A 14526-nucleotide genomic window follows, 5' to 3' on the forward strand; every position below is an offset into this window, starting at 1 on the left:
CGATTTACCGGTTTGGGTTTTCGGAAGGAAAGGCTGGGGGCGTGGAGGGTGCGGGCGTGGGTCATGCCGCCGCCTCTTGCGACTGGCTGCGGAGATAGCGATCGATTTCCGCCGCCGCGTCCTGGCCGTCGCGCACGGCCCAGACGACGAGAGAGGCACCGCGCACGGCGTCGCCGGCCGCGAAGACGCCCGGCAGGCTGGTCGAATAGCCCTGGGTGTTGCGGTGCTGCGGTGTGACCACCGTGCCCCATTCGGTCAGGGCCAGTTCGGCGTGGTGGTCTGCAAAGGCCTCTGGCTCGAAGCCGAGCGCCTCGATGACCATGTCGGCCTCCAGGTCGAAGTCGCCGCCGGGGACGGCGATGATCTCGCGGCGCTTGCCCAGTTCGGGCTCGGACAGGGCCATGCGGGCGGCGCGGATCGAGGTCGTGGCGCCGTCACGGCTCATCAGGGCCTTGGGCGCGCCGAGCCATTCGAACACCACGCCCTCTTCCTCGGCGTTGGAAACCTCGCGGGCCGAGCCGGGCATGTTGTCCTTGTCGCGGCGGTACAGGCAGACGACCGAAGCCGCCCCTTGGCGGATGGCGGTGCGGACGCAGTCCATGGCGGTATCGCCGCCGCCGATGACCACGACCTTCTTGCCCCTGGCGGAGTACCAGTCGGCACCTTCGGCGTCGCCCAGATCGCGGCGGTTCTGATGCGTCAGGTAATCCAGCGCGCGGATGGTCGAGCCGGGACCGACGCCGGGGGCCGACAGGGCCCGCGCCTGATAGACGCCCATGGCCAGCAGGACAGCGTCATGCTTGCCGCGCAGGTCGTCGAGGGTGACGTCGGTGCCGACATTGCAGTTCTGGATGAAGGTCACGCCGCCGTCGGCGAGGCGATCGGTGCGGCGCTGGACCACCCGCTTCTCCAGCTTGAAGCCGGGGATGCCATAGGTCAGCAGGCCGCCGGGGCGGTCGTGGCGGTCGTAGATGGTGACCTGATAGCCTTGCTCGCGCAGCCGGTCGGCGGCGGCCATGCCGGTGGGGCCGGCGCCGACGATGGCGACCGATTCGCCGCGTTCATGCAGCGGGCGGATCGGCGCGACCCAGCCGTTGTCGAAGGCGGTGTCGCCGATGAAGGCCTCGACCGAGCCGATGGTCACGGCTTCCCAGCCGGACTGGTTCAGGGTGCAGGAGCCCTCGCACAGACGATCCTGCGGACAGATGCGGCCGCAGATTTCGGGCATGGTCGAGGTGGCGGACGCGACGCGCCAGGCCTCGCGCAGCTCGTCTTCGGCCGACAGGCCCAGCCAGTCGGGGATGTTGTTCTGGAGCGGGCAGGCGTTCTGGCAGAAGGGCACGCCGCAGTCGGTGCAGCGCCCGGCCTGGACCTCGAGATTCTCGGGAGTCGGTTTGACGATGATCTCGCCGAAATCCTGCACGCGCAGGCTCGCTTCCGTCTTGGGAAGACGGCGTGGTTGCACGACGAAGCCTTGCGGCCCTGATGGTCCCTTGTTCTGCATACGCCGCATAAAGCCAAAACCGACCCGTTCGGCAAATGATTTCCGCGATATCGGGGTCTGGAGACGGCTTTCAACATGATCTTGTCGCCGAGTGCGGCATTTGTGCATGAAGTGACCGAGGTGAACCCGGCCCGCCGGAACGCCGTCCATCGGCTGTCAGGACCCTGCGGCTCGAACATGACCAAAAGTTCAGAAAACGTTCCTTTCCGGGGCCGGTTTGTGACGTTACGCAAACGGTGCGGACTCTGCGCCGCCACATCATCCCCCGAGGTATTTCATGCGTTCGACCGGTCTGCGCCTTGCACTGCTGGGAGGCGTCGCGGCCTCCGTCCTGTTCGCCACTTCGGCCTTGGCGTCCGAGCCTGCTGCGCCGGCCGTCGCCGAACCCGCCGCCGTCGCCCAGCGCGGCGAGCAACTGGCCCCCCTGCCGCCGATCGACATTCCCTTCACGAAATTCGTCCTGCCCAACGGCCTGACCGTGATCGTCCATGAGGACCACAAGGCGCCGATCGTGGCGGTGAACATCTGGTACCACGTCGGTTCCAAGAACGAGCCGAACGGCCGCTCCGGCTTTGCCCACCTGTTCGAGCACCTGATGTTCAACGGGTCGGAGAACTTCAACAACGATTTCTTCAAGGCCACCGAGCTGCTGGGCGCCACCGACCAGAACGGCACCACCAACTCCGACCGCACCAACTATTTCCAGAACGTGCCGACCTCGGCGCTGGACTCCATCCTGTGGCTGGAGAGCGACCGGATGGGCCACCTGCAAGGCGCGATCACCCAGGAGCGGCTGGATGAACAGCGCGGCGTCGTCCAGAACGAGAAGCGCCGGGGCGAGAACCAGCCCTATGGCCGGGTGTGGGATGCGATCACCAACGCCACCTATCCGGCCGATCACCCCTATGGCCACACCGTCATCGGCTCGATGGACGACCTGAACGCGGCCGATCTGGATACGGTCAAGGCCTGGTTCCGGGACTACTACGGGGCGGCGAACGCCACGATCGTGCTGGCCGGCGACATCACCCCCGAACAGGCGCGCGCCAAGGTCGAGCAATACTTTGGCGACATCCCGCCCGGACCTCCGGTCACCCGCCCGAACCAGATGATCTCCCGCATGACCGGCGTTCAGCGCGAGACCATGTACGACCGCGTCGGTCAGCCCCGCCTGTACAAGGTGTGGAACACCCCGCCGGCCGGGACGGCCGAGGCCGACTATCTGGGTCTGCTGGGCCAGGTCCTGACCTCGGGCCGGTCTTCGCGCCTCTACAAGCGGCTGGTGTTCGACGAGCAGATCGCCGTCAACGTCGGCGCCTTCAACAGCGAGAGCGAAATCGGCAGCCAGTTCCTGGTCATGGTCACCGCCAAGCCGGGCATCGACCTGGCGCGGATCGAGGCCATCGTCGACGAGGAGATGGCCAAGCTGATGCGTGACGGTCCGACGGCCGACGAGCTGGAACGCGCCCGGACCTCGGTGGGCGCTGGCTTCGTGCGCGGCACCGAACGGATCGGCGGCTTCGGCGGCAAGTCCGACATCCTGGCCGAGAGCCAAGTCTATCACGGCGATCCGGGTGCCTGGAAAACCAGCTACGACCGTATCCTGGCGGCCCGTCCGGCCGACATCACGGGCGTGGGTCGGGCCTGGCTGACCGACGGCAGCTATTCGCTGGAGGTCCTGCCCTTCCCCGACTATGCGGCGGCGGCGACCGGCGTCGATCGCTCGGGCGGGGTGCCCGACGCGGGTGTGGCTCCGGCCGCCGACTTCCCCGATGTCGAACGGGCGACCCTGTCGAACGGGCTGAAGGTCGTGCTGGCGTCGCGCTCCGGCGTGCCGACCGTGGCCATGAACCTGATCGTCAACGCCGGCTCGGCGACCGATGGGGCCGACAAGGCGGGCATCGCCGCCTTGGCACCGGCCGTCATGACCAACGGCACCGATGACCTGGACGCGCTGGAGATCTCGGACCGGCTGCAACTGCTGGGGGCCACCCTGGGTGCCGGATCGGCGACCGACTATACGACCGTCAGCATGACGGCGCTGGAGCCTCGTCTGGCTCCGTCGCTGGATCTGTTCGCCGACGTGATCGAGAACCCGGCCTTCCGCCAGGCCGACTTCGTCCGGGCCCAGGCCCAGCAGGTCGCCGGCATCCAACAGGCCAACCGCACGCCCGGCGCGATCGCCAACCGGGTCCTGGCCGCCAACGTCTATGGTCCGAACAACCCGTACGGCCGTCCGACGAACGGCACCGAGGCCTCGGTCGCGACCCTGACCCCGGCCGACGCCGAGGCCTATCACGCCACCTGGTTCCGTCCCGACAACGCCACCCTGGTGGTCGTGGGCGATATCGAGATGGCCGAGCTGCAGCCGCAGCTCGAACGCGCCCTGGCGGGCTGGAAGGCTCCGGCCACGCCGGTTCCGGCCAAGCCTGAAGTCCAGGTGGCGGCGGCACCTGCGACGCCGCAGGTCCTGCTGATCAATCGGCCCGGTCCCCAGGCGACGATCATGGCCGGTCGCCTGACCGCACCGTTCGACGCCGCCACCGAGCCTCAGCTGGACACGTTGAACACCGCGCTGGGCGGCACCTTCACCAGCCGGATCAACATGAACCTGCGCGAGAACAAGGGCTGGTCCTACGGGGCCCGCTCGGGCGTCCGCGCCGGCAACGGTCCGCGCCTGTTCTCGGCCACTGCCGAGGTCCAGTCCGACAAGACCGCCGAGAGCGCGGCCGAGGTCCGGCGCGAGCTGACCGAGATCGTCGGCGACCGGCCCATGACCGAGGCCGAGCTGAGCTCGACCAAGGCCAACCTGATCCAGGGCATGGCCGGCGATTGGGAAACCAACGGCGCGGTCATGAACGACCTGACCACCATGGTCGTCTACGGCCGGCCCGAGACCTATTTCGACAGCTATGCCGCAGGCGTGAACGCCACCACGGCGGCCTCGGCTTCGGCTGCGGCCCGGTCGGTGGTCGGTTCCGGCCCCACCACCTGGGTCATCGTCGGCGACGTGGCCACGATGAAGCCCAAGATCGAGGCCCTGGGCCTGGGTCAGGTTCAGGTGGTGGACGCCAACGGCGTGCCTGTTCAGTAGGATCGAGGCAGGACAGAAACAGAAGCGGCCGGTCTCTCGCGAGACCGGCCGTTTTTGCGTTCTCCCTCCCCCTCGGAGGAGGGTGGTCGGAGCGAAGCGAAGACCGGGTGGGAAGGGCAGGGCGAGTTCCGCGCCGTTTTGCCCTGCCGCCCCCACCCGATCGCTTCGCGATCTGCCCTCCCCCGCGGGGGAGGGAAAGACCCCGTTGGCTTTACGCCTCCCAACCCCCCGCCAGGGCCTTGAACACGGCGATCTGGTAGGTGGTGACCAGAGCATCGGACTGGGCGAGCGCCGCGTCCGCACCTGCCAGTGTGCGTTCCGAATCCAGCACCGTCAGGAAATTGTCGGCACCCGCGTCGAAGCGCAGGCGTGACAGTCGCGCCGCCGTGGCCGCCTGATCGCGCGCCTCGGTCAGGGCCGCGCGGCGGTCCAGTTCGTTGGCGTAGTTGGTCAGGGCCGTCTCGGTCTCCTGCAGCGCGGACAGCACCGTCTGGTCGAAGGTGGCGAGCGCCGCCTCGGTCAGGGCGCTGGACTGGGCGATCCGCGCGCGGGCGACGGCGATGTTGGGGAAGGACCAGGAGATCAGCGGGCCGAAGCTGAAGCGGTAGTTCTCGTCCTTGCCGAGGTCACCGGCGTCCAGCGCGGTCGAGCCGAAGGACCCGCCCAGGCTGATGGTCGGATAGAGCGACGCCGTCGCGACATTGACCCGCGCGGCGGCGGCGGCGAGCGCGCGTTCCGCCTGACGTACGTCGGGCCGTCGGGCCAGCAGGGCCGCACCGTCACCGGTCGGGATGGGTTGCGTCAGCTGGGGCGGACGGGTGCAGTTGCGCGCGGCCTCGGACGCCTCGACCGGAGTGCGGCCGGTCAGGGTGGCGAGGCGGTACACTGCGCCGTCGCGGCCGGCGCGCAGTGAGGGCAGGGTGGCACGTGTCTGGGCCAGGGCGGCCTGGGCGCGGGCGGTGTCCAGGCCGGTTCCGGCCCCGCCTTCGAGCAGGCGCTGGGTCAGGTCGGCGGTGTTCTGTTGCAGGGCCAGGGTGCGTTCGGCCACCGCGATCTGGGCATTGGCGGAACAGGCATCGGCATAGGCCCGGGCGGTCTCGGCGGCGACCGAGACGCGGATGACGTCCAGGGCGGCGGCTTGTGCATCCGCGTCGGCGCGGGCGGCCCGGATCGAGGATCCCACGCGGCCGAACAGGTCGATCTCGTAGGAGGCGTCCAGACCCACCGAATAACTATCGGTCTCTGGTGGCTGGGCACCGGTCAGGCTGGTCGCGGCGGAGCCCTGGCTCCGACTGGCCGAACCGCTCAGGCCGGTGGTCGGCAGGCGACCGGCGCGGGCCTCGGACAGGCTGGCGCGGACGGCGCGCAGATTGGCCTCGGCAGCCTCAAGCTGGTTGTTCTCGGCAAAGGCCTGGGCGATCAGGCCGTCGAGCACGGGATCGGCATAGAGCCGCCACCAGTCGTCGCGCGCCTCGGCGGCGGTGACGGCGATCGACCCCGGGGCACTGATGAAGGCGCCCGACGCGGCAGGGGGGATCACGGCGTCAGGCGCCTTCGGCCCGACCGCGCACGCCGCCAGGGTCAGGCCGGCGACGCCCACGGACAGGAGGGCCTTGAAGGAAGGAAGTCGGGTCATCTTACAGGTCTCCCGTGCGCGGACCGGTAGCCGGCAGCGGTGCGTCAGGGTGTTCGTCGTGGAACCCCGTGGTGGGCGTGGGCGGGGTCTTCCTGGGCTCATGCGGGATGCGGGCGGCCAGGCCACGGCACATCACATAGAAGACCGGCGTGAACAGCAGGCCGAAGACGGTGACACCCAGCATCCCGAAGAACACGGCGGCCCCGAGCGCCTGACGCATCTCCGCGCCGGGGCCCTCGGCCAGCACCAGCGGCAGGACGCCGAGGATGAAGGCGAACGAGGTCATCAGGATGGGCCGCAGACGGGTCCGGGCGGCCGCGACGGCGGCGTCCCAGCGACTGAGACCGTCGTCCTCCTCGCCCTGTTTGGCGAACTCGATGATGAGGATGGCGTTCTTGGCCGCGAGCGCCACCAGTACCACCAGCCCGACCTGGACCAGGATGTTGTTGTCCAGCCCCAGGGCGTTGACCCCCAGCATGGCGGCCAGCACGCACATCGGCACGATCAGGATGACCGCCAGAGGCAGGGTGAAGGCCTCGTACTGAGCCGCCAGCACCAGGAAGACCAGCAGCACGCTCATGGCAAAGATGAGCGTCGCGCCACCGGAAGCCTGTTTTTCCTGGAAGGCCAGTTCGGTCCATTCGTACGAGAACCCGGGCGGCAGGGTCGAGGCGGCGAGTTGCTCCATCATGCCGATGGCCGTGCCGGACGAGATTCCGGGCGCGCCCTGGCCCTGAAGCTCGGCGGCCGGGAACAGGTTGAAGCGCACGATCCGCGACGGACCGGAATCCTGGCGCAGGTTGGCGATCGAGGCCAGAGGCACCATGGCCCCCGTGGTCGACTTGACCTTCAGATTGGCGATGTCGGCCAGGTCGTCGCGATAGGCCGGCTCAGCCTGGGCGGTGACGCGATAGGTGCGCCCCGCCATGTTGAAGTCGTTGATGTAGGACGAGCCCAGATAGATGCCCAGGGTCGAGAAGACCTCGGACGGCTGGACGCCCAGCATCAGGGCCTTGTCACGATCGACGTCGGCGGCGATGCGCGGCGAGGCGGTGTTGTAGGTCGAGAAGACCTGCTGGAGATCCGCGTTCTGGGCCGCTCCGCCCATCATGGCGAAGGTGGCGCCTTCCAGTGCGCGATAGCCTGCGCCGGAACGATCCTGGACCATCATCTTGAAGCCGTTGCCGGTGCCCAGACCCTGGACTGAGGGCGGAGCGATGACGAAGATGTTGGCCTCCTCGATGCCGCCGGTCGCCTGGGTGATGGCGCCGGCCAGGGCCGCGGCCTTGGTCTCCTTGGACGTGCGGTCCTCCGACGGGTCGAGGCGGACGAAGATGGTCGCGGCGTTGGAGCCGAACGAGAAGCTCGATCCGTCGAGACCGGCGAAGGCGACCGTGCCTTCCACGCCCTCGGTGGACTGCATGATGTCCTTGGCGCGCAGCATGACGGCCTCGGTGCGGTCCAGCGAAGCGCCCGCCGGCAGTTGCACCACGCCGATCAGGAAGCCCTGATCCTGCTCGGGAATGAAGCCCGAGGGCGTATCGACCAGTCGCCAGGCCGTCAGGGCCAGGAGGCCGACGTAGACGACCAGCACGATGGCGACCATGCGGATCAGGCGGGCCGTGAGACGACCATACTGGTTGGAGAGCCAGTCGAAGCCCTCGTTGAACTTGCGACCGCCCATGCCGACGTACCAGACGACCGAGCCCCACAGACCGGGCTTGCGGCCATGATCGTCCTTCTTGTGCGGCTTGAGCAGCAGGGCTGCCATGGCGGGTGACAGGGTCAGTGACACGAACAGCGAGACCACCGAGGCCGCTGCGATCGTCACGGCGAACTGTCGATAGAAGATGCCCGGAATACCCGGCACGAACATGGTCGGGATGAAGACCGAGACCAGCACCAGGCCGATGGCGATCAGGGCACCGGAAACCTCCTCCATCGATTTGTAGGCGGCGTCGCGGGGCGACAGGCCGTCGCCGATCAGACGCTCGACGTTCTCGACCACCACGATGGCGTCATCGACCACGATGCCGACGGCCAGGATCAGGGCCAGCAGCGACAGGGAGTTCAGCGAATAGCCGAGCGCCAGCTGGACCGCGAATGTGGCGACCAGGGCGACGGGGATGGCGACGATCGGGATGATGGCGGCGCGCCAGGTCTGCAAGAAGACCATGACCACGATGACGACCAGGATGATGGCCTCGACCAGGGTGTGCTGGACCGACTCGACCGAGGCGGCGACGAATTCCGTCGGGTTGTAGGCGACCTTGACGGCGGCTCCCGGCGGCAGGTCCTTGCGGATGGCCTCAAGCTCGGCCTCGACCCGTTCAGCGGTGCCCAGCGCGTTAGCGCCCGGCTGCTGGACGATGGCGACGCCCACACCGCGCTCGCCGTCGAAGAAGCCGCGAATGCCGTAGTCCTGGGCCCCCAGCTCGACGCGGCCGATGTCGGACAGGCGGGTGACGGCGCCGTCGGCGTTGGTCTTGATGACGACGCGGCCGAATTCCTCCGGCGTGTTCAGCCGGCCCTGGACCTGGATGGGTTCCTGGAAGGCGGAGGCGTTGGTGGCGAAGGGCGGCTGGCCGATCGAACCGGCGGCGGCCTGGACGTTCTGGGCGCGCAGGGCGGCGACGATCTCGGTCGCCGACAGGTTGCGGGCCGCGGCCTTGGCCGGGTCGATCCAGACCCGCATCGAATAGTTGCCGCCGCCGAAGACGGTGACCCCGCCGACGCCGTCGATGCGGAGCAGTCGATCGCGGACGGTGGAGTTGGCGTAGTTGCCCAGGAAGTCGTTGCCCAGACTCTTGTCCGGCGAGGTCACCGAGGCGATCAGCAGGAAGCCCTGGGACGCCTTGGCGACGACGACGCCGCCCTGACGGACCTGATCGGGCAGGCGAGGTTCGGCCAGGGCGACGCGGTTCTGGACCAGCACCTGGGCCGTATCCAGATCGGTGCCGGGCTGGAAGGTCACGGTGATCGCCACCGCTCCGTCTGAGGTCGAGGACGAGGTGACGTACAGCATCCCCTCGACGCCGTTGATCTCCTGTTCGATGGGTGCAGCGACGGTCTCGGCCAGGGTCTCGGCCGAGGCTCCGGGGAAGACGGCGTTGACGGTGACCGTCGGCGGCGCGATCTCCGGATACTGCGACAGGGGCAGCAGCGGATAGGCGGCAAGGCCGACGATGGTGATGAACACCGACAGCACGGCCGCGAAGATCGGCCGGTCGATGAAGAAGCGAGAGATGTTCATGTCTTAGTCGCCGATCGCCACGGAGCCCGACAGGGCGCTGGCAGAGGTCGCCGTGGCGGCCGGGGGGGCGGTGGTCACCGGCGCTGCGTTTGCGGTCGGGGTACGGGTGATGCGACCGGGGTTGGCCTTCACCTTCTGGCCCGGCATCTGAACACGCGAGCCGCCGTTGATGATGACCCGGTCCTGGGCCGTGATGCCCGAGCGGATGACGCGCAGTCCATCGACCAGCGGGCCCAGCACGACCGGGCGGGGCGTGACCGTGCCGTCGGCGGCGACGACCGAAACGGTGCGCTGATCGGCACCCGCGCTGATCGCCGCATCGGGCACCAGCAGGGCGTCATAGGCACCGGCTCCTGCCACGCGAACCTGTCCGAACATCCCGGGCTTCAGGAAGCCGTCGGCGTTCTGGATCACCGCCCGCAGGCGGATCGAGCCCGAGGAGGAATCGATGGCGTTGTCGGTGAAGTCCAGCGTGCCGGCGTGGACGAACTCGCTCTCGTCCTGAAGGCGGACGCGAACGGGGGCCGAGGCACCGCCGCGGGTCTGGCGCTGATACTTGAGAAGAGTCGCTTCGGAGCCGTCGAAGACGAAATAGATCGGCGAGGACGAGACGATGGTGGTCAGGACGTCCCCGGCCGACGACCCTCCGCCGATCAGATTGCCCGGATCGATGCGGCGGTCCGAGACGCGGCCGGATACCGGTGCGGTGACGCGGGTGAACTCGACGTCCAGCTGGCGGGCGCGGACATTGGCCTGGGCGGCGGCGACATTGGCCTCGGCAGTGCGCAGGGCCGCGCGATTGGTGTCGACCTCGGCCTGGGACACGGCCTGCGAGGTCAGAAGTCCCTCGGAGCGGGTCAGGTTGGTGCGGGCCAGCGCGACCTGGGCGTTGGCCTGAGCCAGTTGGGCCTGGGCCGAGCCGAGCTGGGCCTGGGCCGGGCGGGGGTCGAGGGTGAATAGCAACTGGCCGCGACGCACGAAGTCGCCGTCACGGAAATGCACCGCCTGGACATAGCCGCCGACGCGGGCACGAACGTCCACGCTCTGGGTCGCCTCGAACCGGCCGGTGAAGTCGTCCCAGTCGACGATGCGCTCGCTCAGGGGATTGGCCACGGTGACGGGTGCGGGTGGGGGCGGGCCCGCCGCCTCGGTCTTGGCACAGCCGTATAGGGCGGCCGCCAGCATGGCGGACACAGCGACGATCTTCAGTCTGCGCATCCGCGGACTCCTGGCAGGATTGGCTTGAGACGGGGATCGAGGCACGGATCGGGGAGGAGGCGGCCTCAGGTCAACGCCTGATGACTTGTCTAATGTGCGTGTGCGAAACACTTGTCAACAGACGATGACATGTCCATAACCCCTGTCGGGGCATGTGAGGACATCACATTGGGTTTCGACATTTGCAGCAGGCCGCGAAATGCGGCCACGACTCGCGCCGCCATTCTGGAGGCCGCGAACGCACGCTTTCTGGCCGAGAGTTACGATCAGGTCGGCATGCGCGACATCGCGCGTGACGTCGGCGTCGATCCGGCGCTGATCTCGCGCTACTTTGGATCCAAGGAAGAGCTGTTTTCGTCCGTCATTGAGAACTGCGGCGACGCATCGGCCCTGATGGCGGGTGACCGGGCCACCTTCGGCGAGCGTGTGGCGCACGACGTGATCTATGGGCCGCGCAAGGAGTTCAAGCTGCGCTGGCTGTTGCTGATGCTGCGATCCATCGCCTCGCCCAAGGCGCAGGACGTGATCCAGCGACAGTCCGAATGCAATTTCATGACCCCCTTCACCCAGTGGGTCGGGGGCGAGGACGCCGAGATCAAGGCGCGGCTGACGGCCGGACTGATCATGGGGCTGACGGTTAGTCGTGACATCTCCGGCGGATTCAATCTGACGCCCGACCAGTGCGAGCGCCTGCATCGGCGCCTCGCGACGACGCTTCAGGACTTCATCGACAACTGAGCGCGCGCATCGCTCCGCAGCCGGACATTACGTCACCGTAATCCTTGCCCGCCTTGCGTTGCAGCATGCGATCCCCGAAGGTCGCGCCGGCTGTTTTTCGAGTGACGGGGTTGGGTATGCGTCTGGCTATCTTGGCGACGATGTTCGCATTTGCCGCTGCTGTGGCCGCTCCGGCTCTGGCCCAGGTCAGCGTGGGCCCGGTCGATCAGTCCAAGGGCACGTTCGAGGACAAGTTCCGCCAGTTCGAGGGCGAGGACTGGCCGACCCCCACCGACTATCGCAACGCCTCGGGCGCGCCGGGTCATCGCTACTGGCAGCAGCAGGTCGACTATTCGATCGACGTGGCGCTGGACGAGCCGAGCCGGACCCTGACCGGCAAGCAGGTCGTGACCTATACCAACAACTCGCCCGACGCCCTGGGCTATCTGTGGATGCTGCTGGACCAGCAGAACTATCGCCGCAACTCCCTGGCCGAACGGACCCGGACCTATTCGGCGGCGACCGAGGTCAGCGTCAACGAGGTGCTGCGCGTCCAGCGGATGCAGGACTGGGAAGGCGGCTTCAACGACCTGAAGATCACCGGTCCGGACGGGGCGGACGTGCCGTTCACAATCGTGGACTCCATGCTGCGGCTGGAACTGCCGACCCCGCTGAAGACCGGCGAGACCTACAGCTTCACCCTGGATTTCACCCTGCCCATGCCCGAGACGAACGTCGTCGGCGGACGCAGCGGCTATGAGTGTTTCACCAAGGCGGGCGAGGACGGCAACTGTATCTTCCTGGCGGCCCAGTGGTTCCCCCGACTGGCGGTCTATTCCGACTATGAGGGCTGGCATAACGCCCAGTTTCTGGGCTCGGGCGAGTTTACGCTCGAGTTCGGCGACTATGATGTCCGCATCACCGTGCCGACGGATCACCAGGTCTCTTCGACCGGCGCGCTTCAGAACCCCGACATCCTGACGGCGGCGCAGCGCCAGCGTCTGGACCAGGCGCGGACCGCCGATGCCCCTGTCTATATCGTGACCGCCGCAGAGGCCGCGGCGGCGGAGGCGGCCCCGGCCCGATCGGGGACCCGGACCTGGCATTTCAAGGCGGACGACGTGCGCGACTTCGCCTTCGCGTCCAGCCGCAAATTCATCTGGGACGCAGTGGGTGTCGAGCAGGACAATCCCGCCCAACCCGTCGTCATGGCCATGTCCTTCTATCCGAAGGAGGCCCGCCCGCTGTGGGACGCCTATTCGACCAAGGCGATCGCCCACACGATCGACGTCTACAACCAGTTCTCGATTCCCTACCCCTATCCCACGGCCCAGTCGGTCAACGGCCCCGTCGGCGGGATGGAATATCCGATGATCACCTTCAACGGCCCGCGTCCGGTCAGGGATGACAACGGCCGCCTGACCTATACCGAGCGCGCCAAGAACGGCCTGATCGGCGTGGTCATCCATGAGGTGGGCCACATCTATTTCCCGATGGTCATCAACTCCGACGAACGTCAGTGGACCTGGATGGACGAAGGGCTGAACAGCTTCCTGCAATACATCGCGCAGAAGCTCTGGGACCCCAACTTCCCGTCGCGGGGCGAGCCGCGCGACATCGTCGAATACATGGTCAGCCAGGACCAGGTGCCGATCATGACCCAGTCGGATTCGGTGCTCCAGTTCGGCAACAACGCCTATGGCAAGCCTGCGACCGCCCTGGTGATCTTGCGCGAGACCGTCCTGGGGCGCGAGCTGTTCGACCGGGCCTTCCGTGAATATTCCCAGCGCTGGGCCTTCAAGCGGCCGACCCCCTATGACTTCTTCCGCACGATGGAAGAGAGCTCGGGCGTCGATCTGGACTGGTTCTGGCGCGGCTGGTTCTATTCGACCGACCACGTCGACATCTCGCTGGAGAATGTGGTCAGGGCCCAGCTGCAATCGACCGATCCCGACGTACGTGCGCGTCTCGCCCGCGAACGCTTCGCCCAGGCCCCGACACCTACGACCGTGACCAACAATGCCGGGATCGAGACGGTGATCGAGCGGGACCCGGCCGTGCGCGACTTCTACAACTCCACCGACCAGTTCACCGTCACCGCCCAGGCGCGTCGCGACCAGGCCTCGGCCGACAAGAAGGCCGACGAGGATCGCCGGCGGGCGCAAGGCTTTACCGACAACATCTATCGCTTCACCTTCCGCAACGTCGGCGGCGTGGTCATGCCGGTTATCGTCAAGATGACCTGGGACGACGGCACGACCGAGACCGTGCGGGTCGCGGCCGAGGTCTGGCGGCGCAACAGCCAGTCGGTGATCTGGCAGTATGTGTCGAACAAGACCCTGGTCTCGGCCGAGCTGGATCCCCTGTGGGAAACCGCCGACGCCGTGCGGGTGAACAACTACTTCCCGCGCCGGATCGACGAACAGACCTTCACCCTCGGCGCCCCGCCGCCGCCTGCGCCGAACCGGATGCGGGATTCGGACGTCGAGGTCAGCCCGGACTCGACGGCCGTGCGTGACGCGCCGAGGCCGGCGGCCCGGCCGTGATCCGGCTGGCGACCGCCCTGGCTGCCGCGGTTCTGGTCCTGGCCGGACCGGCCGCCGCGCACCGGGGCAACTCAGGCCTGACGGTGGTGGAGATCGATCCGGCCACCGGTGCCGTTGCGGTGACGCATCGGTTCTATGCCCACGACGTCGAGCCGGCATTGACCGTGCTGGCTCCGAACGAACAGCCCTCGCTGGATGACCCCGAGGCCCTGGCGGCGCTCCAGGCTCATCTGGCCGAGCGGTTCCGGATCGACGTCGACGGCACGCCCGTGCCCCTGCATCTGACCGGCGAGACCCTGGCCGGCGACAACGTCCGCATCGACTTCGCCGGAGAACGCGCGGCGGGCCCGGTGAGCGAGGTGCGCGTCGATCAGGACTTCTTCTCCGACGTCCATGACGACATGGAGATGCAGGTGAACGTCCGGGTGGGCGATGTGACCCGCACCGTCCTGTTCCGGCCCGGCACCCAGGCCCAGGTCATGCGCTTCGATCGCTGAAGGCGGCGAGATGCCTCGAAACCCGGTCTGGCTGAAAGAACGTTTCGCGAGGCCGGGTCGG

At 67.8% G+C, this 14526-nt stretch carries 8 protein-coding genes; 4 read left to right on the forward strand and 4 right to left on the reverse strand.

Annotated elements, in window-relative coordinates:
- Nucleotides 1-61 precede the first annotated feature (61 nt).
- Nucleotides 62-1504: an NAD(P)-dependent oxidoreductase gene (locus ACILQR_RS02240; RefSeq protein WP_395649891.1), complete on the reverse strand. Its 1443-nt coding sequence runs from the start codon at nucleotides 1502-1504 to the stop codon at nucleotides 62-64.
- A 277-nt stretch (nucleotides 1505-1781) separates the two neighbouring features.
- Between ACILQR_RS02240 and ACILQR_RS02245 the strand changes: the two genes are divergently transcribed.
- Nucleotides 1782-4598 carry a M16 family metallopeptidase gene (locus ACILQR_RS02245; RefSeq protein ID WP_395649892.1) on the forward strand — a complete coding sequence of 939 codons (2817 nt, stop codon included), beginning with the start codon at nucleotides 1782-1784 and terminating at the stop codon, nucleotides 4596-4598.
- A 211-nt stretch (nucleotides 4599-4809) separates the two neighbouring features.
- On the opposite strand, the gene ACILQR_RS02250 is transcribed toward ACILQR_RS02245, so the two are convergent.
- Genes ACILQR_RS02250 through ACILQR_RS02260 form a run of 3 tightly spaced genes read right to left on the reverse strand, consistent with a single transcriptional unit; the run spans nucleotide 4810 to nucleotide 10705 of the window.
- A complete protein-coding gene (locus tag ACILQR_RS02250) occupies nucleotides 4810-6234 on the reverse strand; it encodes an efflux transporter outer membrane subunit (protein WP_395649893.1) in 1425 nt (474 codons plus the stop codon).
- Between the two features lies 1 nt (nucleotide 6235).
- Complete coding sequence (locus tag ACILQR_RS02255) at nucleotides 6236-9487, reverse strand: efflux RND transporter permease subunit (RefSeq protein WP_395649894.1); 3252 nt, start codon at nucleotides 9485-9487, stop codon at nucleotides 6236-6238.
- Between the two features lie 3 nt (nucleotides 9488-9490).
- Nucleotides 9491-10705 carry an efflux RND transporter periplasmic adaptor subunit gene (locus ACILQR_RS02260; RefSeq protein WP_395649895.1) on the reverse strand — a complete coding sequence of 405 codons (1215 nt, stop codon included), beginning with the start codon at nucleotides 10703-10705 and terminating at the stop codon, nucleotides 9491-9493.
- A gap of 129 nt (nucleotides 10706-10834) precedes the next feature.
- On the opposite strand from ACILQR_RS02260, the gene ACILQR_RS02265 reads away from it, so the two are divergent.
- The 3 genes from ACILQR_RS02265 to ACILQR_RS02275 all read left to right on the forward strand — a co-directional run bounded on the left by ACILQR_RS02265 (nucleotide 10835) and on the right by ACILQR_RS02275 (nucleotide 14465).
- Entirely contained in the window at nucleotides 10835-11443 is a 609-nt protein-coding gene (locus tag ACILQR_RS02265; RefSeq protein ID WP_395649896.1) for a TetR/AcrR family transcriptional regulator, read from the forward strand.
- A gap of 116 nt (nucleotides 11444-11559) precedes the next feature.
- Complete coding sequence (locus tag ACILQR_RS02270; protein WP_395649897.1) at nucleotides 11560-13968, forward strand: M1 family metallopeptidase; 2409 nt, start codon at nucleotides 11560-11562, stop codon at nucleotides 13966-13968.
- On the forward strand, nucleotides 13965-14465 hold the full coding sequence (locus ACILQR_RS02275; RefSeq protein WP_395649898.1) for a DUF6702 family protein: 501 nt from the start codon (nucleotides 13965-13967) through the stop codon (nucleotides 14463-14465). The genes ACILQR_RS02270 and ACILQR_RS02275 overlap by 4 nt, the downstream gene beginning before the upstream one ends.
- Nucleotides 14466-14526: the final 61 nt, after the last annotated feature.

Origin of the sequence: Brevundimonas sp. (assembly GCF_044239655.1) — a bacterium.
Classification (GTDB): domain Bacteria; phylum Pseudomonadota; class Alphaproteobacteria; order Caulobacterales; family Caulobacteraceae; genus Brevundimonas.